Annotated in this window: 24 protein-coding genes; 3 read left to right on the forward strand and 21 right to left on the reverse strand. The window is 71.3% G+C overall.

Translation table 11 applies throughout. The features are described 5' to 3' along the window. Positions 1–64: 64 nt before the first annotated feature. The gene (gene pyrR, locus ADK55_RS07205; RefSeq protein WP_053676623.1) at positions 65–661 is read right to left on the reverse strand and encodes a bifunctional pyr operon transcriptional regulator/uracil phosphoribosyltransferase PyrR; all 597 of its coding nucleotides are present in this window, start codon (positions 659–661) and stop codon (positions 65–67) included. A gap of 249 nt (positions 662–910) precedes the next feature. Between pyrR and bldD the strand changes: the two genes are divergently transcribed. Next, on the forward strand, positions 911–1,411 hold the full coding sequence (gene bldD / locus ADK55_RS07210) for a transcriptional regulator BldD (RefSeq protein WP_007263032.1): 501 nt from the start codon (positions 911–913) through the stop codon (positions 1,409–1,411). A gap of 205 nt (positions 1,412–1,616) precedes the next feature. On the opposite strand, the gene nusB is transcribed toward bldD, so the two are convergent. The 14 genes from nusB to ADK55_RS07280 all read right to left on the reverse strand — a co-directional run bounded on the left by nusB (position 1,617) and on the right by ADK55_RS07280 (position 14,977). Beyond that, on the reverse strand, positions 1,617–2,051 hold the full coding sequence (gene nusB / locus ADK55_RS07215) for a transcription antitermination factor NusB (protein WP_053676624.1): 435 nt from the start codon (positions 2,049–2,051) through the stop codon (positions 1,617–1,619). A gap of 2 nt (positions 2,052–2,053) precedes the next feature. Further along, positions 2,054–2,620: an elongation factor P gene (gene efp, locus ADK55_RS07220; protein WP_053676625.1), complete on the reverse strand. Its 567-nt coding sequence runs from the start codon at positions 2,618–2,620 to the stop codon at positions 2,054–2,056. Positions 2,621–2,679: 59 nt separating this feature from the next. Beyond that, complete coding sequence (locus tag ADK55_RS07225) at positions 2,680–3,786, reverse strand: aminopeptidase P family protein (RefSeq protein ID WP_053676626.1); 1,107 nt, start codon at positions 3,784–3,786, stop codon at positions 2,680–2,682. A 70-nt stretch (positions 3,787–3,856) separates the two neighbouring features. Next, positions 3,857–4,606 carry an AAA family ATPase gene (locus ADK55_RS07230; RefSeq protein ID WP_078998590.1) on the reverse strand — a complete coding sequence of 250 codons (750 nt, stop codon included), beginning with the start codon at positions 4,604–4,606 and terminating at the stop codon, positions 3,857–3,859. A gap of 80 nt (positions 4,607–4,686) precedes the next feature. Then, the gene (aroQ, locus tag ADK55_RS07235; protein WP_053676627.1) at positions 4,687–5,127 is read right to left on the reverse strand and encodes a type II 3-dehydroquinate dehydratase; all 441 of its coding nucleotides are present in this window, start codon (positions 5,125–5,127) and stop codon (positions 4,687–4,689) included. Further along, on the reverse strand, positions 5,124–6,215 hold the full coding sequence (gene aroB, locus ADK55_RS07240; protein ID WP_053676628.1) for a 3-dehydroquinate synthase: 1,092 nt from the start codon (positions 6,213–6,215) through the stop codon (positions 5,124–5,126). Before aroB ends, aroQ begins: the two co-directional genes overlap by 4 nt. Further along, positions 6,212–6,730, reverse strand: a complete 519-nt coding sequence (locus ADK55_RS07245; RefSeq protein ID WP_053676629.1) for a shikimate kinase — start codon at positions 6,728–6,730, stop codon at positions 6,212–6,214. The genes aroB and ADK55_RS07245 overlap by 4 nt, the downstream gene beginning before the upstream one ends. Beyond that, positions 6,727–7,911 (reverse strand): chorismate synthase, encoded by a 1,185-nt coding sequence (gene aroC, locus ADK55_RS07250; RefSeq protein WP_053676630.1) that lies wholly within the window; start codon positions 7,909–7,911, stop codon positions 6,727–6,729. The genes ADK55_RS07245 and aroC overlap by 4 nt, the downstream gene beginning before the upstream one ends. A 166-nt stretch (positions 7,912–8,077) precedes the next feature. Beyond that, entirely contained in the window at positions 8,078–8,911 is an 834-nt protein-coding gene (locus ADK55_RS07255) for a shikimate dehydrogenase (RefSeq protein WP_078998591.1), read from the reverse strand. 168 nt (positions 8,912–9,079) lie between these two features. Further along, positions 9,080–10,882: an endolytic transglycosylase MltG gene (mltG, locus tag ADK55_RS07260; RefSeq protein ID WP_053676632.1), complete on the reverse strand. Its 1,803-nt coding sequence runs from the start codon at positions 10,880–10,882 to the stop codon at positions 9,080–9,082. Between the two features lie 126 nt (positions 10,883–11,008). Beyond that, a complete protein-coding gene (gene ruvX / locus ADK55_RS07265) occupies positions 11,009–11,479 on the reverse strand; it encodes a Holliday junction resolvase RuvX (RefSeq protein ID WP_053676633.1) in 471 nt (156 codons plus the stop codon). Then, on the reverse strand, positions 11,476–14,163 hold the full coding sequence (alaS, locus tag ADK55_RS07270) for an alanine--tRNA ligase (RefSeq protein WP_053676634.1): 2,688 nt from the start codon (positions 14,161–14,163) through the stop codon (positions 11,476–11,478). The genes ruvX and alaS overlap by 4 nt, the downstream gene beginning before the upstream one ends. Continuing rightward, a complete protein-coding gene (locus ADK55_RS07275; RefSeq protein ID WP_053676635.1) occupies positions 14,163–14,516 on the reverse strand; it encodes a DUF6167 family protein in 354 nt (117 codons plus the stop codon). Before ADK55_RS07275 ends, alaS begins: the two co-directional genes overlap by 1 nt. A gap of 8 nt (positions 14,517–14,524) precedes the next feature. Then, positions 14,525–14,977, reverse strand: a complete 453-nt coding sequence (locus tag ADK55_RS07280; protein ID WP_078998593.1) for a DUF948 domain-containing protein — start codon at positions 14,975–14,977, stop codon at positions 14,525–14,527. A 126-nt stretch (positions 14,978–15,103) separates the two neighbouring features. On the opposite strand from ADK55_RS07280, the gene ADK55_RS07285 reads away from it, so the two are divergent. After that, positions 15,104–17,317, forward strand: a complete 2,214-nt coding sequence (locus ADK55_RS07285; RefSeq protein ID WP_053676637.1) for an ATP-binding protein — start codon at positions 15,104–15,106, stop codon at positions 17,315–17,317. Positions 17,318–17,344: 27 nt separating this feature from the next. On the opposite strand, the gene rpsD is transcribed toward ADK55_RS07285, so the two are convergent. Further along, positions 17,345–17,956, reverse strand: coding sequence for a 30S ribosomal protein S4 (rpsD, locus tag ADK55_RS07290; RefSeq protein WP_030294564.1), 612 nt, complete (start codon positions 17,954–17,956; stop codon positions 17,345–17,347). Between the two features lie 55 nt (positions 17,957–18,011). On the opposite strand from rpsD, the gene ADK55_RS07295 reads away from it, so the two are divergent. Beyond that, the gene (locus ADK55_RS07295; protein ID WP_107089116.1) at positions 18,012–18,917 is read left to right on the forward strand and encodes a DUF2470 domain-containing protein; all 906 of its coding nucleotides are present in this window, start codon (positions 18,012–18,014) and stop codon (positions 18,915–18,917) included. On the opposite strand, the gene ADK55_RS07300 is transcribed toward ADK55_RS07295, so the two are convergent. The 5 genes from ADK55_RS07300 to ADK55_RS07320 form a co-directional block, all read right to left on the reverse strand. Next, positions 18,908–19,621: an HNH endonuclease family protein gene (locus ADK55_RS07300; RefSeq protein WP_053676638.1), complete on the reverse strand. Its 714-nt coding sequence runs from the start codon at positions 19,619–19,621 to the stop codon at positions 18,908–18,910. The two genes, ADK55_RS07295 and ADK55_RS07300, sit on opposite strands and share 10 nt — an antisense overlap. Before the next feature lie 37 nt (positions 19,622–19,658). Next, a complete protein-coding gene (locus tag ADK55_RS07305; protein WP_053676639.1) occupies positions 19,659–21,008 on the reverse strand; it encodes a replication-associated recombination protein A in 1,350 nt (449 codons plus the stop codon). A 59-nt stretch (positions 21,009–21,067) separates the two neighbouring features. Beyond that, entirely contained in the window at positions 21,068–21,679 is a 612-nt protein-coding gene (locus tag ADK55_RS07310) for a vitamin K epoxide reductase family protein (RefSeq protein ID WP_053676640.1), read from the reverse strand. Positions 21,680–21,869: 190 nt separating this feature from the next. Next, on the reverse strand, positions 21,870–23,132 hold the full coding sequence (gene hisS, locus ADK55_RS07315; protein WP_053676641.1) for a histidine--tRNA ligase: 1,263 nt from the start codon (positions 23,130–23,132) through the stop codon (positions 21,870–21,872). Between the two features lie 10 nt (positions 23,133–23,142). Further along, on the reverse strand, positions 23,143–23,862 hold the full coding sequence (locus ADK55_RS07320; protein ID WP_053676642.1) for an MBL fold metallo-hydrolase: 720 nt from the start codon (positions 23,860–23,862) through the stop codon (positions 23,143–23,145). Positions 23,863–23,930 lie beyond the last annotated feature (68 nt).

Genomic DNA, 23,930 nt, shown 5'->3' on the forward strand with positions numbered 1-23,930 from the left:
GACTGGCGTGCGGGCAGGGCGTACCGCGGCGTGGACCCCGTGGAGGGCCGCGCGCCGGTGTGGGCTACTGCTGCCCTGCTGCCGGGGCGGTCCGCTGGCCGAGCAGCACGGCGTCACGGCCGTCCTCCTCCTGGAGCTGGACCTTGACGGTCTCCCGCAGCGACGTGGGGAGGTTCTTGCCGACGTAGTCGGCGCGGATCGGCAGTTCGCGGTGGCCCCGGTCGACGAGGACGGCGAGCTGCACGGCGCGCGGACGGCCGATGGCGCCGAGGGCGTCGAGGGCGGCGCGGATGGTGCGGCCGGAGAAGAGCACGTCGTCGACGAGGACCACGAGGCGGCCGTCGATGTCGTCGTCGGGGATCTCGGTGCGGCCGATGGCCCGGGCGGGCTTCAGGCGCAGGTCGTCCCGGTACATGGTGATGTCGAGGGAGCCGACCGGGATCTTGGTGCCGGTGATCTCTTCGAGCTTGGCGGCCAGCCGGCGGGCGAGGTACACACCGCGGGTGGGGATGCCGAGGAGCACCACGTCGTCGGCGCCCTTGGCGCGTTCGACGATCTCGTGGGCGATACGGGTCAGGACACGTGCGATGTCCTGCGCGTCCAGTACGGGGCGCATGTCATCGGGGCTGTGCCGGGTGTCCGGGCTGTGCTGGGTGTCCATGAAAAGGACCTCCTTCTCCGCCTCACGGGACGGACCTTAAAGGACGTCTGATCTACGCGTTCCACGGTACCAGGGCGATTCGGCGCTCCTCGCGCCGGGCCCGGGCCGGGGCCCTTGCGAGGGGGCGACGAAGACCATTCGGCTTGACGCATCCAAGTAACGCTGCGTAACCTCACAGTGAGTTACCAGCCGCGCGGCGGAGCCGCACGTTGTCCATGTCGTCACAGCGTCACAGCGTCCGGGAGCGTTATGTCCAGCGAATACGCCAAACAGCTCGGGGCCAAGCTCCGTGCCATCCGCACCCAGCAGGGCCTTTCCCTCCACGGTGTCGAGGAGAAGTCCCAGGGCCGGTGGAAGGCCGTGGTGGTCGGTTCCTACGAGCGCGGGGACCGCGCCGTGACCGTCCAGCGCCTCGCCGAGCTGGCGGACTTCTACGGGGTGCCGGTGCAGGAGCTGCTGCCGGGCACGACTCCCGGCGGGGCCGCCGAGCCGCCGCCGAAGCTCCGTCTGGATCTGGAGCGCCTCGCGGGCGTGCCCGCCGAGAAGGCCGGTCCGCTGCAGCGCTACGCGGCGACGATCCAGAGCCAGCGCGGCGACTACAACGGCAAGGTGCTGTCGATCCGCCAGGACGACCTGCGCACCCTCGCCGTCATCTACGACCAGTCCCCCTCGGTCCTGACCGAGCAGCTCATCAGCTGGGGCGTGCTGGACGCGGACGCGCGTCGCGCGGTGGCGCACGAGGACATCTAGTCCCGGGGCCCAGGCCCAGCAGAAACGTACCGGCGGCCGCCGGGGTCCCCCTCAGGGGTCCCGGCGGCCGCCGTTTCCGTGTGCTCCCGCCCGTCCCCCGGCCGTGCTCCCGTCCGTCCCCCGGGCTCCGGGGTTCCACGGGGACGGACGGAAGGGCCCGCAGCGCGTGCGCTGCGGGCCCTTCCGTGTGTGCGTGGCCTGTGCGTCAGCTCTCGCTGCGGCGCAGGTTCGGCTTCAGGTCCTTGAACCGGCTCAGCAGTCCGTTCACGAACGAGGGCGACTCGTCCGTCGAGAACTCCTTGGCGAGCTGGACGGCTTCGTCGATCGCCACGGCGTCCGGGGTGTCGTCCACCCAGATCAGCTCGTAGGCGCCGAGCCGCACGATGTTCCGGTCCGCGACCGGCATGCGGTCGAGGTCCCAGTCCACGGCGTAGGTGGCGATCAGATCGTCGATGCGGTCCACCTTGTCGGCGTAACCCTCGACAAGATCCATCGTGTAGGCGTTGACCGGCGACTGGCGGTCGTCCGACCGCGCGTGGCGGATCCAGTCCGCGAGGACCTCGCGCACGGGCACACCGCGCTGATCGGCCTCGAAGAGGATCTGGAAAGCGCGCTTTCGCGCGTTGCTCCGGGCAGCCACGGTTAGCTGTTCACCCGGCCGAGGTAGTCGCTCGTGCGGGTGTCGACCTTGATCTTCTCACCGGTGCTGACGAAGAGCGGGACCGCGATCTCGTGGCCGGTCTCCAGCGTCGCCGGCTTGGTGCCACCGGTGGAGCGGTCGCCCTGGACGCCCGGGTCGGTGTGCTGGATGACCAGCTCGACGGCGGCCGGGAGCTCGACGTAGAGCACCTCGCCCTCGTGGCGGGCCACGGAGGCGGTGAAGCCCTCGATCAGGAAGTTGGCGGCGTCGCCGACGACCTTGCGGTCGACCATCAGCTGGTCGTAGGTCTCCATGTCCATGAAGACGAAGTACTCGCCGTCCATGTACGAGAACTGCATGTCGCGGCGGTCGATGGTGGCCGTCTCGACCTTGGTGCCGGCGTTGAACGTCTTGTCGACGACCTTGCCGGTGAGCACGTGCTTGAGCTTGGTGCGCACGAAGGCCGGGCCCTTGCCGGGCTTGACGTGCTGGAACTCGACGACGGACCAGAGATGGCCCCCGTCGAGCTTCAGCACCATGCCGTTCTTGAGGTCGTTCGTGGAAGCCACGGTTGCGGAATCTCCTGCACTGGAAGACCAGGAAGGCGCGCACGGTCCGGTTGGGCGGACTACAGCGCGAGCAGCTCCTTGGTCGTAATGGTGAGTAGCTCGGGACCGCCGTCCGCCTCGGGGCGCACGACGAGCGTGTCATCGATCCGGACACCTCCCCGGCCCGGGAGGTGAACCCCCGGTTCGACGGTGACCGGCACGCAAGCGTCCAGTTTACCCATTGCCGTAGGTGCAAGCTGCGGGTCCTCGTCGATTTCGAGACCGACACCGTGTCCGGTGGACGGAGCGAGGGCCTCGCCGTGGCCGGCCGAGCCCAGCACGGACCGCGCCGCGCGGTCGACGTCCCGGTAGGCGGCGCCCGGCAGGAGAGCCTCCCGACCGGCCCGTTGGGCCGCGAAGACCAGGTCGTACAGCTCGATCTGCCAGTCGGCCGGGGTGGTGCCGATGACGAACGTGCGGCCGATCTCGCAGCGGTATCCGCGGTAGTTGGCGCCCAGGCAGACGGAGAGGAAGTCGCCCTCCTCCACCCGGCGGTCCGACGGCCGGTGCCGGGAGCGGCCGGAGTGCGGTCCCGTGCCGACCGAGGTGGGGAAGGCCGGGCCGTCGGCGCCGTGGTCCACCAGGCGCCGTTCCAGCTCCAGGGCGAGGTGGCGTTCGGTCCGGCCGACCAGGATGGACTCCAGCAGCTCGCCGAGCGCCTGGTCGGCGATCTCGGCGGCGATCCGCAGACAGGCGATCTCCTCCTCGTCCTTGACGAGGCGCAGCTGTTCCACGGACGTCCCGAGGTCCGTGAGGCGCAGTCCGGGCGCGACCGAGCGCAGGGCCCGGTGGCGGCCGACGGTGATGTGGTGCTCCTCGACGGCGAGCGAGTCGGCCCGCGCGGAGGCGGCCATGTCGGCGGCGGCCACGGCGGGGTCCCCGCCCGGGGCGGAGAGCACGTTCAGCCGGAGTCGGTCGTCCAGGCGGCCCTCGTCGGCCTCCCCGGTGGGCGAGGTGCCGCAGAACAGCACGTCCTCGACGGGTCCGACCAGCAGGACGGCGCCGAGCGGGGACGCCCCGGCGAGGTAGCGGACATTGGCCGGACGCGTGATCAACGCGGCGGCGTTGCCCGCGGCGGCACAGCGGTCGCGAAGCCGGCCCCTGCGGGCCGCGTAGGCGTCTGACATGTCTTCGAGCCTACGAGCGCCCCGCCCATCCGGCCTGGCGAGCGGGTCCGTACGGGCCCGCGGTCCCGGTTCAGGCCTGCGGGGCCCCGATGACGCGGGCCAGGGTCTCGTCGAGCGCGCGGGCGGTGCCCTCGACGTCCAGGTGGGAGTTGTCGATGATCGAAAGCCCGGACCCGTACCAGCCCGCCATCCGCCCGTGGATGCGGGCGACTTCCTCGTCGGAGAGCCGCCGGTTGCCGGAGCGGGCCGCGTTGCGCTCCAGGACGATCTCCAGGCCGGGCAGCAGGACGACCGGCAACAGGGCCGGTCCGACGTGCCGTTTCCACCCGCCCAGGCCCACCACGGGCCGGTCCGGGAAGACCGCGTCGTCGAGGATGCAGGAGATCCCGTTCGCCAGGTAGTTGCGCGCGGCGAATCCGCAGGTGCGGCGGGCGAGCCGGTACTGGGCCTCGGAGTGCTCGTTCCAGCCCGCCTGCGGGTCGGCGAAGCCCGAGCAGACCCACTCCCGGACGTCGTCCAGGCTGATGTGCGCGGTGGGCACGGGCCGGGTGGCCGCCCAGTGGCGGGCGACGGTGGTCTTCCCCGCGCCCGCCGGGCCGATCAGCAGGACGGCGAGGGTGGCGCCGCCGGTGCCGGGGGCCACGGCCGGCGGCAGCGGGATGTGACCCGTCGTCTCCGGAACCGCCTGCTGGGGCGGGACCGGCGGGGGCGGCGGTACGGAACCCGGCCAGCCCTGCCCGGGGGGTATGGGCGGCTGCGAGGGCGTCGCCGGGTGTTGTCCCGACCCGCCCCAGGCGCCGCCTCCCACTCCTTGCTGCATCCGCTGCCACTCCGTCTCGTTCCGGCGACTGATGCGAGAACGTTATATGACCCCGGACCGCCGGCGTCCCACCCCTGCCGTCAGGCGGTCACTTCGTCCGCCAGAGCGCGCAACGCCAGGCGGTACGAACCGATGCCGAAGCCCGCCACGGTGCCGGTCGCCACCGCGGCGATCACGGAGGTGTGCCGGAACTCCTCGCGGGCGTACGGGTTCGAGATGTGCACCTCGATCAGCGGCGCGGTGCGCTGCGCCGCCGCGTCCCGCATGGCGTACGAGTAGTGCGTGAAGGCGCCCGGGTTGATGACCACGGGAATCCTGCCGTCCGCCGCCTCGTGCAGCCAGCGCACCAGCTCGCCCTCGTCGTTGGTCTCGCGGACCTCGACGTCGAAGCCGAGTTCCGCGCCGACCGCGCGGCAGCTCTCGACGAGCCCGGTGTAGGAGGTGGCCCCGTACACGTCGGGCTCGCGGGACCCGAGCCGGCCCAGGTTCGGGCCGTTCAGGACGAACACGCGCCGGCTCACGCCCCGACCTCGCCGTAGGCCGCGAACAGCACCGCGGGGTCCGGCCCCTCCAGGACGGTCGGCTTGGCCAGCCCGTCGAGGACGATGAAGCGCAGCAGGTCGCCGCGGGACTTCTTGTCGACCTTCATGGTCTCCAGCAGCTTGGGCCACTGGTCGCCGCGGTAGGTCAGCGGCAGGCCGACGGAGGCGAGGACCGCCTTGTGCCGGTCGGCCGTGGCGTCGTCCAGCCGGCCCGCGAGCCGGCCGAGCTCGGCGGCGAAGACCATGCCGACGGACACGGCCGCGCCGTGGCGCCACTTGTAGCGCTCGTTCTTCTCGATGGCGTGCGCGAGGGTGTGCCCGTAATTGAGGATCTCCCGCAGCCCGGCCTCCTTGAGGTCGCTGGAGACCACGTCCGCCTTGACCTGGATCGAGCGGGTGATCAGCTCGGCGGTGTGCGGGCCGGCGGGGGTGCGGGCCGCCTGCGGGTCCGCCTCGATCAGGTCGAGGATCACCGGGTCGGAGATGAAACCGGCCTTGATGATCTCGGCGAGACCGCTGACGTAGTCGTTGACCGGCAGCGAGTCCAGCGCCGCGAGGTCGCAGAGCACGCCGGCGGGCGGGTGGAAGGCGCCGACGAGGTTCTTGCCCTCGGCGGTGTTGATGCCGGTCTTGCCGCCGACGGCCGCGTCCACCATGGCGAGCACGGTGGTGGGTACGGCGATCCAGCGCACGCCGCGCAGCCAGGAGGCGGCCACGAAGCCGGCGAGGTCGGTGGTGGCGCCGCCGCCCACGCCGACGATCACGTCGGTGCGGGTGAAGCCGGACTGGCCCAGCGCCTTCCAGCAGTACGCGGCGACCTCGATCGTCTTGGCCTCCTCGGCGTTCGGCACCTGGATGGCGACCGCCTCGTAGCCCTGCGCGGCCAGGTCGTCCCGCAGCGCCTCACCGGTCGAGGCGAGCGCCTCGGGGTGGATCACCGCGACCCGCTTGGCCTTCGTGCCGATGAGGGAGCCGAGCTCGCCGAGCAGCTGCCGGCCGACCAGCACGTCGTACGCGTCGTGTCCGGCGCTCTCGCCGACCTGGATGCGCGTCACCTGGTCTGTCATACGTCCTTCAACTCCAGAGCGTCGAGGACCGCCTGCGCGACCTCTTCGGGGGTGCGGTCGTCGGTGGCCACGACGACGCGCGCGACTTCGGTGTACAGGTGGCGCCTGGCCTCCATCAGCTCGCGCCACTGGCGGCGCGGGTTGACGGCGAGCAGCGGGCGCGCGGCGCCCAGGCCGACGCGCCGGACCGCCTCCTCGACGTCCATCGACAGGTAGGCGACGGGCAGGCCGGCCAGCAGCCCGCGGGTGCCCTCGTCGAGGACGGCTCCGCCGCCGAGGGAGAGGACGCCGGTGTGCTCGGCGACGGCGGCCGCGACGGCCTGCCGTTCCAGCTCGCGGAAGTACGGCTCGCCCTCGTCGACGAAGAGTTCGGAGATCTCCCGGCCGGTGGCCGCGACGATGTCGGCGTCGGTGTCCCGGTAGGGGACGCCGAGGCCTGCGGCGAGGAGTTCTCCCACCGTGGACTTGCCGGACCCCATGGGTCCGACGAGGACGACCAGTGGCCCGGCGGTCACCGGATCTGCAGGTTGTCGAGGTACGAGCGGACGTTGCGGCGGGTCTCGGGGACCGAGTCGCCGCCGAACTTCTCGACGACGGCGTCGGCCAGCACGAGCGCGACCATCGCCTCGGCGACGATGCCGGCGGCCGGGACGGCGCACACGTCGGAGCGCTGGTGGTGGGCCACCGTCGCCTCCCCGGTGGCCACGTCCACGGTGGCGAGCGCGCGCGGCACGGTCGCGATGGGCTTCATCGCGGCGCGTACGCGCAGCAGCTCACCGGTGGTCAGGCCGCCCTCGGTGCCGCCGGAACGACCCGAGGTGCGGCGCAGTCCCTCGTCGGTGGACACGATCTCGTCGTGCGCCTGGGAGCCGGGCACGCGGGCCAGCTCGAAGCCGTCGCCGACCTCGACGCCCTTGATGGCCTGGATGCCCATGAGCGCGGCGGCGAGCCGGGCGTCGAGGCGGCGGTCCCAGTGGACGTGCGAGCCGAGGCCGACGGGCACCCCGTACGCGAGGACCTCGACGACGCCGCCGAGGGTGTCGCCGTCCTTGTGGGCCTGGTCGATCTCGGCGACCATCGCCTTCGAGGCGTCGGCGTCGAGGCAGCGCACCGGGTCGGCGTCGAGCTTGTCGACGTCGGCGGGGGTCGGGTAGACGCCGTACGGGGCCTTGGCCGCCGCGAGTTCCACCACGTGCGAGACGATCTCGATGCCGGCGACCTCCTTGATGAAGGACCGGGCGATGGCGCCCAGGGCCACGCGGGCGGCCGTCTCACGGGCGCTGGCGCGCTCCAGGATCGGGCGGGCCTCGGAGAAGCCGTACTTCTGCATGCCCGCCAGGTCGGCGTGGCCGGGGCGCGGGCGGGTCAGCGGCGCGTTGCGGCCGGTCTCCTTGAGCAGCGAGGGGTCGACGGGGTCGGCCGACATGACCGTCTCCCACTTGGGCCACTCGGTGTTGCCGATCATGACGGCGATCGGGGAACCCTGGGACAGTCCGTGGCGGACGCCGCCGAGGAAGGTGATCTCGTCCTGCTCGAACTTCATCCGGGCACCGCGGCCATAGCCGAGCCGGCGCCGGGCCAGGTGGTCGGCCACCAGCTCGGTGGTGACCGGGACGCCGGCGGGGAGGCCCTCCAGCGTCGCCACCAGGGCCGGTCCGTGCGACTCTCCAGCGGTCAGCCAACGCAACCTGCTCAACGATGCTCCTCATGCTCGCGCCTGGCACAGCGACGGCGCGATCGGGTGCGCGGCCCGGACCCGCCTCACCCGATCCTCCCATGTCCGCGGGGGTATCCCGGTGCCAGGTCCAGGTATCGGACGGGGGATCCGTCAGGTCCCCGCCCTTCGAGGGGGTGTCACGTCCTCACGGGCGGTCCCGGAGCGCCTCTTCGCCCGCAGCGCGCATGGCCGCCAACGGTCCGGGGGCACGGCCGGTCATCTGCTCGACCTGGAGGACGGCCTGGTGGACCAGGAGGTCCAGCCCGCCGAGGAGCGTGCCGCCGCGCTCCGTCCAGGCCGCCGCGAGCGCGGTGGGCCACGGGTCGTACAGGACGTCGAACAGGGTCCCCGCGCCGGCGGGCACCTCCCGGGCCAGCGCGTCGGTGGCGCCCGCCGGGGTGGTGGCGATCACCAGTGGTGCGCCGAGCGCCTCGGCCGCCCGTGACCAGTCGGCCGTGCGGACGTCGACGCCGAGCCGTTCGCCCCACTGCCGCATCTCGTCGGCGCGCTCGCGCGAGCGTACGTACGCGGTGACCTCGCCGGTGCAGACGCGGGAGAGCGCCGCCAGCGCCGAGGAGGCGGTGGCCCCGGCGCCGAGGACGGCGGCGGCGGGCACCTTCTCGACGCCGCGTTCGTGCAGTGCGGCGATGATGCCGGGGATGTCGGTGTTGTCGCCGAGGCGCCGGCCGTCCGGGGTGAGGACGACCGTGTTGACGGCCTCCACCGAAGCGGCGGTGTCGCTGATCCCGTCGAGTAGCGGGATGATCGCCCGCTTCAGCGGCATGGTGAGGGACAGCCCGGCCCACTCGGGGCCGAGGTCGGCGACGAACCCGGCGAGCGTGGCCTCGTCGATCTCGAAGCGGTCGTACGTCCAGTCGAGGAGGCCCAGTTCCCGGTACGCGGCGCGGTGCAGGACCGGGGAGAGGGAGTGCTCGATGGGCGACCCCAGCACCGCGGCCCGCCGTACTGTCGGCTGCAATTCCCTCGCCCCTCACCCACGATTGCGTCCGCACGCACGCGCGCGGGCGACCGGGCCGGTGCCCGGGCGCGAGAGACAGTACAGCAGCCCTTGGGGCGACGAGGACACCCGGTCCCCGCCGTCCGGGGACGGCGGGGACCGGGTGCGAAGGCGTCGCGAACGGTCGGACTACTGGCCCGACTTCTTGCGCTCCCTCTCGTATTCCTCGACGTTGACGTTGTGCTCGTCGTTGGTGACGGCGAACAGCGTCTTGTTCTCGTTGACGGACACGAAGTAGTACCAGGGGCCGGGTTCCGGGTTCGTCGCCGCCTTGAGCGCGTCGGCGCCCGGGTTGCTGATCGGACCCGCGGGCAGACCCACGATCTTGTACGTGTTGTAGGGGTCGGCGATCTGGCGCAGTTCCTTGACCGAACCGACGTCGAGGGTGCTCTGGCCCTTGATGTAGTTGATCGTGGAGTCGAAGTCGAGCAGACCGTTCGTCTCGGTGTTGCCCGGCTTGAGGCGGTTGTAGACCACGCGCGAGATCTTGTCGAAGTCGTGCTGGTACTTGCCCTCGGCCTGGACGAGGCTCGCGACGGTGACGAGTTCGAGGGGGTTCTTCAGGCCCATCTTCGTGGCCTGGCCCTTGACGTCGGCGTTCGCGTACTCCTGGCTCGCCTTGGCGACCATCTGCTTGAGCAGGGCCTCCGGCTTCATGTCCTTGCCCAGGTCGTAGCGGGCCGGGTAGAGGAAGCCTTCCAGCGGGTCCTTGATGTCCTTGTTGGAGTTGGCCCAGTCCGGCAGGCCGAGGTTCTTGGACTCCTTGGTCGCCACGTCCTTCGTGGTGCCGGGCTTGAGGGAGAGCTTCTTGTCGATCAGGGTGTAGATCTCGAAGTTGCGCTTGCCCTCGGGGATCGTGAGCACGTTCAGGGCCGAGGGGTCGAGCATGATCTCGACCGCGGACCTGGCGGACATCTCCTTCTTGAGGGAGTAGACGCCCGGCTGGATGGACTTGCCCTTGGGGTTGGCCTCGGCGGCGGCGGCGAAGGCCTCCGCGCTGGCCACGACGCCCGCCTTCTTGAGGAGCTGGCCCATGAGCATCAGGCCCGCGTTCTTGGGGATCTCCACGTCGACGGTCTCGTCGTTGCCCGTGCCGGCGAAGTCCGCGGCGGAGCTGAACTTGCCCTTGAGGTAGGTGTAGCCGTAGTAGCCGCCCCCGCCGACGACGCCCACGATCACGAGGGCGGCGATCAGGCACGCGGCGCCGCTGCGCTTCGTCGTGTCCTTCGAACGGCCCGACCTGCGCCCGCCGCCCGACCCGTCGGGGTCGCCGCCGGCGACGTCCTCCTCCTCGCGCTCCTCCGTCAGGAGGTCGCCGTCCTGTGCCTCGGCCCCGGGCTCGGGCTCCAGGTGCCGCCGGCCCGGCGGCCGCGGCGGCGGGTAGGCGTCGGGGGTGCTGTACAGGTCGGGGGCCTCGCCGGGGTAGGCGCCCGCGTTCTGCTGGGTGTACGGGTCCACGCCGGCGTACGGGTCCACCGTCGCGGGCCCGGGGACGTACTGGCCCTGGCCGGTGTCCCAGACCTGGTCGCCGTACGGCTGCTGAGGCCCCTGGGGCTGCTGCTGGTGGGGTTGCTGCGGGGGAAGCTGCTGCCCGCCCTGCTGCTGGGCGGGCTGCTGCTGGGGGTATCCCTGCTGCGGGTACTGCTGCTGGTTCGGGTACTGCTGCGGGTCCTGGTACTGCGGGTCCGGGTACTGCGCCTGCGGGTACTGCTGCTGCGCGTACTGCTGCCGGTACTGCGGATCCGCGTACGAGGGCGGGCCGGTCTGGGGGTCCGGATGCTGCGGCGGCTGCTGCTGGTACTGCTCCTGAGCGCCGGTGTCGTAAGGCGTCTGACCCTGTTGGACCGGATGCCCGGTCCACCCCTGGTCCCCGTACAGGGGGTCCTCGGGGTGCCACGGTTCGGGGGTGCGGCCCCGGCCATACTCAGTCATCGATCCCCTAGAGCCGCGAGACGGAGGCAGCGGCTTCGTTGCCGCGGCACCCGGTTCCGCCTCTGAAGTGGTGGGCGACGGCTGTTCGAATGCCGCCACATCGCGCGGAACGTTACCGTATCGCGATCAGACAACCACTTCGACGCACTCGCCGGGCGGATTACCCGATACCCGTTCGGTCTCAAGAGCGGTTTGCAGGATCACGACGGCGGCCGCCTGGTCGATGACCGAGCGCCCCTTCTTCGCGTTCTTCCCGGACGCCCGTAGCCCCTGGGCTGCGGTGACCGTGGTCATCCGCTCGTCCACGAGACGGACCGTCACCGGCTTGATGCCCTTGGCCAGTTCGTTCGCGAAGGCACGCACCTTGACCGCGGCCGGCCCCTCCCGCCCGCTGAGCGAGCGGGGAAGGCCGACCACGACTTCGAGGGGCTCGTACTCCGCGACGAGCTGCCGCAGCCGCCGGTGGGCGAAGGGGATGTCCCGTCCCGGCACGGTTTCCACCGGTGTGGCCAGCACCCCGTCGGGGTCGCACGAGGCAACCCCGATCCGGGCGTCACCGACATCGACGGCCAGCCGGCGGCCGCGGCGCAGTGTCATCGGGCGGTCTCGCCCACGAGCCGCTCGACGGCCGCGACGGCGTCGCCGATGGCGGCCGGGTTCTGACCGCCGCCCTGGGCGACGTCGGGCTTGCCGCCGCCGCCACCACCGAGGGTCTTGGCGGCGGTGCGCACCAGGTCACCGGCCTTGAGGCCGCGTTCGCGGGCGGCCTCGTTGGTGGCGATGACCGTCAGCGGGCGGCCGCCCGCCACGGTGAACAGGGCCACGACGGCCGGGCGGTCGCCCTGCCCCGGCGCCTGGGCGAGCCGGCCGCGCACGTCGAGGACGAGCTTGCGCAGGTCGTCGGCGCCGGTGCCGTCCGGCACCTGGCCGGTGACGAGCGCGACGCCCCGTACGTCCTGGGCGCCGGCGGCGAGACCGGCGGCGGCCTGGAGGACCTTCTCCGCGCGGAACTTCTCGATCTCCTTCTCGGCGTCCTTCAGCTTGCCGAGCATGGAGGCGATCTTCTCCGGCAGCTCCTCCGGACGGCCCTTGACCAGCTCCTGGAGCTGGGCGACGACCGTGTGCTCCTTGGCGAGGAAGTTGTACGCGTCCACGCCCACGAGGGCCTCGACGCGGCGCACGCCGGAGCCGATGGACGACTCGCCGAGCAGCTTCACCAGGCCCAGCTGGGCCGTGTTGCCGACGTGCGTGCCGCCGCACAGCTCCTTGGAGAAGTCGCCGATGGTCACGACGCGCACCCGCTCGCCGTACTTCTCGCCGAACTCGGCGATGGCGCCCTGCTTCTTCGCCTCGTCGATGCTCATGATCTCGGCGGTGACGTCCAGCTCGCGCGAGAGCACGTCGTTGATCTTCTGCTCGACGTCGGTGAGGACCGTGCCGGGGACGGCGTTCGGGGAGCCGAAGTCGAAGCGGAAGCGGCCGGGCGAGTTCTCGGAACCGGCCTGGGCGGCCGTCGGGCCGAGGGCGTCGCGCAGCGCCTGGTGCGTCAGGTGCGTGGCCGAGTGGGCGCGGGCGATGGCCCGGCGGCGGTTGACGTCGATGGCGGCGTACGCCGAGGCGCCCACCGTCACCTCGCCGACCTGGACGGAACCCTTGTGCACGGAGACGCCCGGGACGGGCTGCTGTACGTCGCGGATGACGACGACGGCGCCGGAGTCGAGCTTGATCCGGCCCTGGTCGGCGAGCTGGCCGCCGCCCTCGGCGTAGAAGGGGGTGCGGTCGAGGACGATCTCGACCTCGTCGCCCTCGGAGGCGGCGGGCGCGGAGACGCCGTTGACCAGCAGGCCGACGATCGTGGACTCGCCCTGGTTGGTGGCGTAGCCGGTGAACTCGGTGGCTCCGGCGCCGTCGGCGATCTCCCGGTAGGCGGACATGTCCGCGTGGCCGGTCTTCTTGGCCTTGGCGTCGGCCTTGGCGCGGTCGCGCTGCTCCTGCATCAGGCGGCGGAAGCCGGGCTCGTCCACGGAGAGGCCCTGTTCGGCGGCCATCTCCAGGGTGAGGTCGATCGGGAAGCCCCAGGTGTCGTGGAGCAGGAACGCCTTGTCGCCGGAGAGGACGGTGCCGCCGGTGGCCTTGGTCTCGCTCACGGCGGTGTCGAGGATGTTCGTGCCGCCCTTGACGGCCTTCAGGAAGGCGGCTTCCTCGGCGAGGGCGACGGTCTCGATGCGCTTGCGGTCGGTGACCAGCTCCGGGTACTGCTGCCCCATCGTGTCGATCACGACGTCCACGAGCTCCTGGACGACGGGACCGGTGGCGCCCATGAGGCGCATGTTGCGGATGGCGCGGCGCATGATGCGGCGCAGCACGTAGCCGCGGCCCTCGTTGCCGGGGGTCACGCCGTCACCGATGAGCATCACCGAGGTGCGGATGTGGTCGGCGACCACGCGCATCGAGACGTCGGTGCCGTGGGCGGCCCCGTACTGGACGCCGGTGAGCTCGGTGGCCTTGTCCATGACCACGCGCAGGGTGTCGGTCTCGTACATGTTCCGCACGCCCTGCAGGATCATGGCGAGACGTTCGAGGCCGAGACCGGTGTCGATGTTCTTCGACGGCAGGTCGCCGAGGATCGGGAAGTCTTCCTTCCCGTCGCCGGCGCCGCGCTCGAACTGCATGAAGACCAGGTTCCAGATCTCCACGTAGCGCTCGTCGTTGACGGCGGGGCCGCCCTCGACGCCGAACTCCGGGCCGCGGTCGTAGTTGATCTCCGAGCACGGGCCACAGGGTCCGGGGACGCCCATGGACCAGAAGTTGTCCTTCTTGCCCAGGCGCTGGATGCGCTCGGCGGGGACGCCGACCACGTCGCGCCAGATCGTCTCGGCCTCGTCGTCGTCGAGGTAGACGGTGATCCAGAGCTTCTCGGGTTCGAGGCCGTAGCCGCCGTCCGCCACGGAGCCGGTGAGCAGCTCCCAGGCGTACTTGATGGCGCCTTCCTTGAAGTAGTCCCCGAAGGAGAAGTTGCCGCACATCTGGAAGAACGTGCCGTGGCGGGTGGTCTTGCCGACCTCTTCGATGTCCGGGGTGCGGACGCACTTCTGCACGCTCGTGGCCCGCGGGGCCGGGGGCTTGGTCTCGCCGAGGAAGTACGGCTTGAAGGGGACCATGCCCGCGTTGACCAGCAGCAGAGTCGGGTCGTCCGCGATGAGCGACGCCGAAGGGACAACGGTGTGACCGCGCTCCTCGAAGAAGCTCAGCCAGCGGCGGCGGATTTCAGCCGACTCCATCAGTGGTCCTCATTCCGGTTGTACCCGGCCGCCGAGTGGTTCGTGCGGTGGGTGGTCTGGTCGTTCTCCAGGGCCCGCAGCCGTCGCGGCCCGGGGAGGGCGGTGACGTTGTCGGGCCGGTCGGGGTCCTGGTGGAGCCCCAATGCGTCGTTCAGCTCGTCCTCGCGCTGCGTCATTCCCGCCTTGACGTCGAGGGCGAAGTCCTTGAGGCGGTGACCCGCCTCCACCGCCTTGTCGGCGGCCTGCGCGGCGAGGCTCTCCGGTGTCAGCTTCTTCAGCTGTCGGTTGACCTTGGTGGTGGCCCACACGCCGGCGGCGGCGCCGGCGGTGAACCAGAAGGCTCGGCGGAACATCGGAGGTCTCAGCCCTTCTGCTTCCGGCGCCGGGGCGTCGGCACCGTACGGCCGACGATCACGGTACGTCGGGATGTCTTCTTCGGCGCGCCGTCCGTGTTCTTGCCCAGCGCCTTGCGGACCCCGTAGCCGAAGGCGGCGACCTTGACCAGGGGGCCGCCGAAGGTGGAGGCGACGGTCGAGGACAGCGCGGAGGCGTTGGAGGTGACTTCCTGGACGTCGCTCGCGATGGCGTCGACCCGGTCGAGCTGGGTGCGGGCGGAGCGGACGGTCGTGGAGGCGTCGGCCAACAGCGGGACCGCCTGTTCGGTCACGTCGGCCACCATCTTGGTGGTCGCCTTCAGGACCTGGGCCAGCCTCACCAACACCACGGCGAGGAAGGAGACCAGAATGGCCCAGAAGACGGCCACGAGGATCCCGGCCACCTCTCCACCGGACACTTCGCACCACTCTCTGCACATCGATCGCCACGTATAAAGGTCGTCGTCCGACCCTATCGCGCCGGAGATCCCCGCCCGTACCGGAATTCCGGAGCCTCGGAGTCCGCCTTGTACGGGGCGCGTCCGGACCAGTACTCTCCGTGTCCCATGCGACAGAGACCCCTTCGAAACAGGACCTGGGGCAATCTTCCCTCGGAGCTGAGCGAGTTCGTCGGCCGGGGTGACGAACTCGACGGGTTGGAACGGCTCCTCGGGACCTCGCGACTCGTGACGGTGACCGGGGTCGGGGGCGTGGGCAAGTCCCGGCTGGTGCTGGCGGCCGCCCACGAGCTGGAGGCGTCCGGAACCCCGGCCGAGCAGGAACGCTACTGCGACGGCGTGTGGTGGGCGGAGCTCTCCTGCGTGCGGGATCCGGCATACCTGGAGTTCACCGTCGCCGAGGCGCTCGGCCTGACCGACCACACCACCCGACCGCTGCGGACCGTCCTGACCGAGCACCTGGCGGAGCGCCGACTGCTGTTGGTCCTGGACGGGTTCGAGCAGCTGGTCGACGAGTGCGCGGTCCTGGTCCGGGAGCTGCTGCGCCGCTCCCCCGGTCTGCGGGTGCTGGCTGCGGGGCGACGTCCGCTGGAGGTGGACGGGGAGCTGGTCTTCCCGTTGGCCCCGCCGGTCGCCGAGGAGGCCTTGGCGCTGCTGGCGAGCCGGGCGTCGGCCCTCGACCCGGCCTTCGAGGTGACGGACGCCAACCGGGCGGCGCTGATCGGGCTGTGCGAGCGGCTCGACGGGATCCCGCTGGCGCTGGAGCTGGCGGCGGGCCGGCTGCGCGCGCTGGCTCCGGAGCAGGTGTCGGCCCGGCTGGCGGACCGGTTCGCCCTGCTGACGGGCGGGGCGCGCGGGGCGTTGCCGCGACACCGGACGCTGCGTACGGCGATCGGCTGGAGCCACGAGCTGTGCACGCCGCCGGAGCGCCTGCTGTGGGCGCGGCTCTCGGTCTTCGCCGGGCAGTTCGACCTCGACGCCGCCGAGTACGTGTGCGCCGGTCGGGACCTGCCGGTGGAGTCCGTGCTGGACCTGGTCGGGGAGTTGCTGACCCAGTCGCTGTTGGTGAAGGAGGAGACCCCGGCCGGGGTGCGCTACCGGATGCTGGAGACCGTGCGGCTGTACGGCGCGGGCTGGCTGGAGTCGCTGGGCGACGCCGGGCGGCTGCGGCGACGGCACCGGGACTGGTACATGGGGCTGGCGACCTGGTGCGAGCTGGACTGGTTCAGTCCGCGTCAGCGGGAGGTGGCCGCGCTGGTGGAGGCCGAGCTGCCGAACCTGCGGCTGGCCCTGGAGTGCTGCCTCGACGAACCGGAGGAGCTGCATCTGGGCCAGTACCTGACGGGCACCCTCTGGTTCTACTGGGCGGGCTGCGGCCGGCTCACCGAGGGCCGGCACTGGCTGGACCGCACGCTGGAGCACGTTCCGGGCCCGGAGTACGAGAACTCGCGGCTGAAGGCGCTCTGGGTGCTGGGGTACGTCGCCGCCCTCCAGGGCGACCCGGTGGCCTCGATGAGCGCCCTGTACGAGTGCCGGGACGGCGCGGCCCGCACCGGGAACCCGGTGGCCGCGGCGTACGCGGTGCACCGCCTGGGCTGTCTGGCCCTGGTCTCGGACGACATGACGCGGGCCCGGGAGCTGTTGGGCACGGCGTTGGAGCGCTACCGGGAGGCCGGTGAGCTGAACAGCAACGTGTTGATGTGCCAGGTGGAGCTGGCGATGTCGCTGGCCTTCCTGGGGGAGCCGGCCGGCGCGCTCTCGTTGTGCGAGGAGGTCCGGGAGATCTGCGAGGAGCGCGGGGAGCTCTGGACGAAGGCGTACGCGCTGTACGTGCTGGCGTACGCGGCGCTCGACGCCGGGGACACGGGGCGGGCGCGGTCACTGCTGACCGAGTGCGTGGAGATCAACCACGCGTTCCGGGACCTGGTGGGGTTGGTCCTCGCGATCGAGCTGCTGGCCCTGGTCACGGTGACGGAGGGGCATCCGACGGAGGCGGCGGTGCTCCAGGGCGCGGCCGAGCCGATGTGGGACGGGGTCGGGCTGCGGCTCTTCGGCTCGGGGTACTTCAACGCGCCCCGGCTGATGTGCCTGGAGCGCGCGGGCGAGCTGATCGGCACCGAGCACTACGCGGCCGGCGCCCGGCACGGGCGGGCCCTGTCCTCGGAAGCGCTGGTGGAACGGGCGTTGCGGGGGCCGCAGCCTGCTCCCGCGGCCGCGCTGCCGAGGCCTCGTACGATGCCCACCCGGACGGCGGGCCGCGCGGGGGCGGGCGCGGACAACAGGAAGCCCGCCGGCTCCCCCAAGGGGGAACCGGCGGGCTGACCAGCCTGTGAGGCTACGTCCGCCGAATCAGCGGGCGTAGTACTCGACGACGAGCTGCTCGTCGCAGATGACCGGAATTTCCTTGCGGTTCGGGTCGCGGTCCAGGCGGAAGGCCAGGGCCTTCAGGTTGACCTGCAGGTAACGGGGGGTCTCGCCCTCGCCTGCGTAGCCACCCTCGCGGGCAACCTGGAACGGAACCTTCTCGCGGCTGCGCTCGCGCACCGTGATGACGTCGTCCGGGCGGACACGGAACGACGGCTTGTCGACCTTGCCACCGTTGACCTCGATGTGGCCGTGAACGACCATCTGGCGGGCCTGGTAGATGGTGCGGGCGATGCCCGAACGCAGAACCAGGGCGTCGAGGCGACGCTCGAGCTCGACGACAAGCGCCTCGCCCGTCTTGCCTTCGGCCTTCTTGGCGCGGTCGTACGCGCGGGCCATCTGACGCTCAGAGATGTCGTACTGAGCGCGCAGACGCTGCTTCTCCAGCAGACGAACCTTGTAGTCCGAGTTCTGCTTGCGGCCACGGCCGTGCTCGCCCGGCGGGTAGGGGCGGGCCTCGAAGTACTTGACGGCCTTCGGGGTCAGCGCAATGCCGAGGGCACGCGACTTCTTGACCTTGGGTCGCTTCTGGTTCACGTGGAACCTACCTCCATGTAAGTTAGGTGAGGCTTACCTTAGCGAGGAGGACGTAATGTCTCGACCACATGGGATCCCCCTGCCCAGTGCGCGTCGAAGTTCAGATTCCAACGAAACGGAATCTGCTTTCGACGACGATAAGCAAGGTCAGCCGCGTCCCAGGGAAGGCGTTCGGCAGCTCACCGGAGCCGAACGCGTACGAACCCTCGTAGAGTCCAACGCCTCAGTATCCCTCACGCTCCCGGGTGCTTTCGACCAGGAGGAGTTCGGGACAGGGCTGCCGGCCGCTCGGACCGTCACCCCGGACGGGGACGTGATTCTCCTTGTTTCAGGGGAATCCGCGGCTGCCAGGGCAGCCGCTCACGCCCAGGACGACGACCTCACCGCCGTGATCGAGATCACGGATGTGGCGCCGGTGTCCGTGCCCCATCGTATCCGAGGCCGCGCGTGGCTCGCCGGGTGGCTGACGCCGGTGCGCGGGGACGACCGACCGGCCTGTGCCGCGCTGCTCGCGGAGCGCCGTCCGGTGGGCGAGCTGCTCGGCATGTCCGAGTCCCTGGACGCCCCGTACTCGGGCCGCCCGGCCTGGATGATGCTCCGCCTGGAGGTCGGCGAGGTCTCGGTGGACGACCTGTGGGGCGCGGAGCAGGTGGACCCGGACGACCTGGCGGCGGCGGAGCCGGACCCGATGGTCGCCCACGAGACGGAACTCCTCCAGCACCTCTCCGCCGCCCACGGCGACCGGATCGCGGACCTGTGCGGGCTGCTCGGCACACGCGAGGCGCAGGGCATGAAGGCGGTCCCGCTGGCCCTCGACCGGCTGGGGCTGCGCGTGCGCTTCGCGGGCGGCGACCCCTCCCGCGCCTTCGACGCCCGCTTCGACTTCCCGGAGCCGGTATCGGACATCTGCGGTCTGCGCCGGGCGATGCACACGCTCTTCTCGGCGGCCGGTCACCCCTGAGGGCAGGTCGCCAGCATCTCGACGAGGGCGGCCTTCTCCGGCGGGGTCACGGACAGCCCGTACGTCGCCTTGATGCCGGTGTAGCGCCGGGCGTACTCGCACCGGTACGCCCGCCGCGGCGGCTTCCACTTGTCGGCGGTCCTGCTGCCCTTGTCCTGGTTGGTCTGCTTGTCCACGGCGAGCAGGACGTTCAGGTCGTTGGCGTACTCCAGCCTGCGTCGCGGCGTCCACGCGTGGGCCCCGCCCCGCCAGGCGGCGCCCAGCGCGACGACGTGGTCCGTCTCGATCCCGGAGGCGCGGCGGTAGGTGTAGGGGATCTCCTTGCCGGTGTACGGGTCGTGCAGTACTCCGGAGAGCACCACACACGGGTTGCGGTCACCCTCCCGGAGTTCCTTGAGGTCCCGGCGCAGCACGTCGTCGCGGGTGTCGCAGCCGTTGCGGCCGCCGAGGGCGTCGGTCTCGTCCGACCAGTAGCGGCCGAAGTTCTCCCGCTTGTAGGTCTGCCAGTTCCTGCCCCACTCGACCTTGAGCCCGGCCAGCCGGTCGGCCGCCTCCCGCGCGGTCGGCGGGAAGCCGGGGCTCGTGAGCGGCGCCCCCGAGACGAGCGCCGCGATGCCGGCGGGGCTCTTCTCGCCGTCCCCGTGGTGGCATCCGGCGGCCAGCAGCACGGCCGCGACGGCGATGAGCGGAGCCCGACGTCCCATGCCCCGGAGCCTAGGCGGCTGCCCGGCGCGGCGACCGCTACGACCCGCGCAGGCGCTCGCGGACCTTCTCCACCACGTCCGCGTACCGCGCCTCTGCGCCGTACCGGGTCGGCTCGTAGTACCGCTTGCCGTGGATCTCGTCCGGCGCGTACTGCTGCGCGGCGATGGCGCCGGGAACGTCGTGCGGGTAGACGTACCCGACGGCGTGACCGAGCTTCGCCGCCCCCTTGTAGTGGCCGTCGCGCAGGTGCGTCGGGACGGAGCCCGCCAGCCCGGCCCGTACGTCGGCCAGCGCGGCGCCGATCGCGGTCGTGGCGGTGTTCGACTTGGGTGCCAGGGCCAGCGCGATCGTGGCGTGCGACAGGGTCAGGGCCGCCTCCGGGAAACCGATCATGGCCACGGCCTGGGCCGCGGCCACGGCCAACGGCAGGGCGGTGGGGTCCGCCAGACCGATGTCCTCGCTCGCGGAGATCATCAGGCGCCGCGCGATGAACCGGGGGTCCTCCCCCGCGTCGATCATCCGTGCCAGGTAGTGCAGCGCCGCGTCCACGTCGGAGCCGCGGATGGACTTGATGAGGGCGCTCGCCACGTCGTAGTGCTGGTCGCCGTCCCGGTCGTAGCGCACGGCCGCCCGGTCGACCGCCTCCTCGACGGTTTCGAGGGTGATCTCCTCCTCGCCCTTGGCGATGGCCGATCCGGCCCCCGCCTCCAGCGCCGTCAGGGCCCGCCGGGCGTCGCCGCCGGCGATGCGCAGCAGGTGGGCCTCCGCGTCGGCCGACAGGGTGACGGCCCCGCCCAGGCCCCGTTCCTCCTCCAGCGCCCGCTTCATCAGGGCGCTCAGGTCGTCGTCGGTCAGCGGTTCCAGCGTCAGCAGCAGGGAGCGCGACAGCAGCGGGGAGATGATCGAGAAGTACGGATTCTCCGTGGTGGCCGCGATGAGGGTCACCCAGCGGTTCTCCACGGCCGGGAGCAGGGAGTCCTGCTGGGCCTTGCTGAAGCGGTGGATCTCGTCGAGGAAGAGGACGGTCTCCTTGCCGTACCCGCCGGCCGCGCGTCGGGCGCCCTCGATGACGGCCCGGACCTCCTTCACGCCCGCCGTGATCGCGGACAGTTCCACGAACCGCTTCCGCGTCGCCTGACTGACCACGTACGCGAGGGTGGTCTTCCCGATGCCGGGCGGTCCCCAGAGGATCACCGACGAGGCTCCGGCCGGTCCCCCGGCGCCCTCGCCGACGAGGCGGCGCAGCGGCGAGCCGGGCTTCAGCAGGTGCTGCTGGCCGACGACCTCGTCCAGGGTGCGCGGACGCATCCGGACGGCGAGCGGAGAACTCGACGGGTCCTTCTCCTGGCGGTCCTCGGCTGCGGCGGTGAAGAGATCTGGTTCCACACGGGAAGCCTATGCGAGCCCACCGACACGGCCGTCGGGCTCAGGAGACCTCCGAGGGCTCAGGAGGTCCAGAAGTCCCACCAGCGGGTCAGGATCAGCATGCCGATGATCCCGACGTGCAGCACGGGCACGACCCACGTGAACTCGTCGAAGAAGGCCTTCAGCCACCCCGGGGCGGGCAGCAACCCCTGGCGGACGTTGTGGGAGGTGACGTACCAGAACATGACGATGGTGGCGACCCAGGCCAGGCAGCACCACAGGCACAGCGAGTTGATGTTGTACAGCGACTGGTACATCAGCCAGGTGCAGAAGACGACGCCGAAGAGGGTGCCGGCGTTCAGGGTGAGCCAGTACCAGGGCCGGAAGCGGGCCCCGGCGAGCAGGCTCATCCCGACGCAGATCACGATCGCGTAGGTGACCAGCCCCAGCATCGGGTTGGGGAACCCGAAGACGGACGCCTGGTCGCTCTTCATGATGTTGCCGCAGGAGACGATCGGGTTGAGGCTGCACCCCGGCGTGAAGTTCGGGTCCTCCAGCAGCTTGAACTTGTCGATGGTGATCACCCAGGCGGCGAGCAGTCCGGCCGCTCCCGTGATCACCAGAAGGAGCGCCAGGGCCCGGCTGCCGCCGTGGGTCCGGGCGGCGTCCGCGTCAGCACCTGTTGTCGTCATACCCGCCCGCTCCACATCTGCAAGGTCGTCAAGGACCGGCCATTGTGCCGTACGGGGCTGTGCGCCCACCGTTCGATGGGCGTAAGGAGGCCGGCCCGAGGGGCTCCGGGCCCTGCCCGCGTCCCGGGAACACACGAGGGGGCGGGGCCGGGGAAGCGGTCCCCGGCCCCGCCCCCTCGGGCGGCCTCGGTCAGGCCAGGCGCGCCCGGACGGTGTCGACGAGGTCCGCGACGGCGACGGCCGTCTGCTCCCCGGACTCCATGTCCTTCAGCTGGACGACGCCCTCGGCGAGGTCGCGCTCGCCGGCGACGAGGGTCAGCACGGCACCCGACCGGTTGGCGTTCTTCATGTGGCTCTTGAGGCCCTTGGATCCGTACGAGAAGTCCGCCGCGACGCCTGCCTTGCGCAGTTCGGTGACGGCCCCGAACAGCAGCTTGCGGGCCCCGTCGCTCAGGGCGACCGCGAAGACGCTGGTCGCGGGCGGGATGTCCAGCTCGATGCCTTCGGCCTCGAGTGCCAGGACCGTGCGGTCCACACCCAGCGCCCAGCCGACCGAGGGCAGCGCGGGACCGCCGATCATCTCGGACAGGCCGTCGTAGCGGCCTCCGCCGCCCACCGCCGACTGTGAGCCCAGACCGTCGTGGACGAACTCGAAGGTGGTCCGCGTGTAGTAGTCGAGGCCGCGCACCAGCTTCTCGTCGTCCTCGAAGATCACGCCGGCGGCGGTGATCAGCTCACGGACCTCCGCGTGGTACGCCTTGCACGCCTCGCACAGGTAGTCCCGCAGCAGCGGCGCGCCGACCAGCTGCTTCTGTACGTCCGCCCGCTTGTCGTCGAGGACGCGCAGCGGGTTGATCTCCGCCCTGCGCAGGGTCTCCTCGTCCAGGTCCAGCCCTCGGAGGAACTCCTGGAGGGCCTCCCGGTAGACGGGACGGCACTGCGCGTCGCCCAGCGAGTTCAGCAGGATGCGGAAGTCGCGCAGGCCCAGCGAGCGGTACGCCTGGTCGGCGAGGATGATCAGCTCGGCGTCCAGCGCCGGGTCCTCGGCGCCGATCGCCTCGGCGCCGACCTGCGAGAAGTGGCGGTAACGACCCTTCTGGGGGCGCTCGTAGCGGTAGTACGAGCCGGAGTACCAGAGCTTGACCGGCAGGCCGCCGGCCTTGTGCAGGTTGGCCTCCAGCGCCGCGCGCAGCACCGAGGCGGTGCCCTCCGGGCGCAGCGCCAGGTTGGCGCCGCCCTTGGTGGTGAGGGTGTACATCTCCTTCGTCACGATGTCGGTGGACTCACCGACACCGCGGGCGAAGAGGTCCACGTCCTCGAAACCGGGGGTCTCGACGTATCCGTAGCCCGACTTCCGCAGCGGGCCGGAGATGGCCTCGCGGACCGCCAGGTACTTGGCCGAGTACGGCGGGATCAGGTCGTACGTGCCCTTGGGGGCCTTGAAGGTGCTCACGAAAGTCTCGTCACATTCCTCGTCGTGGAGCGGCGGTGCCGTCTGCGCGGTCCGGGCCGCCGGCGGCGACTTCCCGCAGGTACGGGTTGGTCGCGCGTTCGCGCCCGATGGTGGTCTGGGGACCGTGGCCGGACAGCACCACCGTCGAGTCGTCCAGCGGCAGGCACACGCGGGCCAGCGACCGGAGCATCTCGGCGTGGGAGCCGCCGGGCAGGTCGGTGCGTCCGACGGAGCCGGCGAAGAGCAGGTCGCCCGAGAAGAAGACCGGCGGGATGTCGGCCGCCTCGGGCATCCTGAACGTCACCGACCCCTCGGTATGCCCGGGCGCGTGAGCCACGGAGAAGTCCATCCCGGCCAATCTCAGGGCGGCGCCGTCGGCCAGTTCCCGGACGTCGTCCGGCTCGCCGATGGTCAACTCGCCCATGAGCGGCATCCCGATGGACCGGCCGAGGGCCTTCTCCGGGTCGCTCATCATGTAGCGGTCGGCGGGGTGGATCCAGGCCGGCACGTCGTGCGCTCCGCACACCGGAACCACCGAGGCCACATGATCGATGTGGCCGTGGGTGAGGACGACCGCGACGGGCTTGAGCCGATGCTTCCTCAGCGTGTCCTCGACGCCCTGGGTGGCCTGGTGGCCCGGGTCGATGATCACGCACTCCTCACCGGCGGCGGGGGCGACCACATAGCAATTGGTCCCCCAGGCCCCGGCGGGGAACCCGGCAATCAGCACGTTCGTCCTCAATCGTCGTCCGATGGGAGCCACGGAAGCGGCCGCGGATGGAAATACCGCTGCTCAGA

The sequence above is a fragment of the Streptomyces sp. WM4235 genome (assembly GCF_001279725.1).
Classification (GTDB): domain Bacteria; phylum Actinomycetota; class Actinomycetes; order Streptomycetales; family Streptomycetaceae; genus Streptomyces.

Bases quoted from the DNA above. Each gene is read 5' to 3' on its own strand.
- ADK55_RS07310 (WP_053676640.1), bottom strand. From the start codon at position 21,679: ATGACGACAACAGGTGCTGACGCGGACGCCGCCCGGACCCACGGCGGC.
- ADK55_RS07225 (WP_053676626.1), bottom strand. From the start codon at position 3,786: ATGTCAGACGCCTACGCGGCCCGCAGGGGCCGGCTTCGCGACCGCTGT.
- ADK55_RS07230 (WP_078998590.1), bottom strand. From the start codon at position 4,606: ATGCAGCAAGGAGTGGGAGGCGGCGCCTGGGGCGGGTCGGGACAACAC.
- aroB (WP_053676628.1), bottom strand. From the start codon at position 6,215: ATGACAGACCAGGTGACGCGCATCCAGGTCGGCGAGAGCGCCGGACAC.
- pyrR (WP_053676623.1), bottom strand. From the start codon at position 661: ATGGACACCCAGCACAGCCCGGACACCCGGCACAGCCCCGATGACATG.
- ruvX (WP_053676633.1), bottom strand. From the start codon at position 11,479: ATGACACTGCGCCGCGGCCGCCGGCTGGCCGTCGATGTCGGTGACGCC.
- ADK55_RS07295 (WP_107089116.1), top strand. From the start codon at position 18,012: ATGTCTCGACCACATGGGATCCCCCTGCCCAGTGCGCGTCGAAGTTCA.
- ADK55_RS07280 (WP_078998593.1), bottom strand. From the start codon at position 14,977: ATGTGCAGAGAGTGGTGCGAAGTGTCCGGTGGAGAGGTGGCCGGGATC.
- ADK55_RS07275 (WP_053676635.1), bottom strand. From the start codon at position 14,516: ATGTTCCGCCGAGCCTTCTGGTTCACCGCCGGCGCCGCCGCCGGCGTG.
- ADK55_RS07285 (WP_053676637.1), top strand. From the start codon at position 15,104: ATGCGACAGAGACCCCTTCGAAACAGGACCTGGGGCAATCTTCCCTCG.
- ADK55_RS07300 (WP_053676638.1), bottom strand. From the start codon at position 19,621: ATGGGACGTCGGGCTCCGCTCATCGCCGTCGCGGCCGTGCTGCTGGCC.
- bldD (WP_007263032.1), top strand. From the start codon at position 911: ATGTCCAGCGAATACGCCAAACAGCTCGGGGCCAAGCTCCGTGCCATC.
- alaS (WP_053676634.1), bottom strand. From the start codon at position 14,163: ATGGAGTCGGCTGAAATCCGCCGCCGCTGGCTGAGCTTCTTCGAGGAG.
- mltG (WP_053676632.1), bottom strand. From the start codon at position 10,882: ATGACTGAGTATGGCCGGGGCCGCACCCCCGAACCGTGGCACCCCGAG.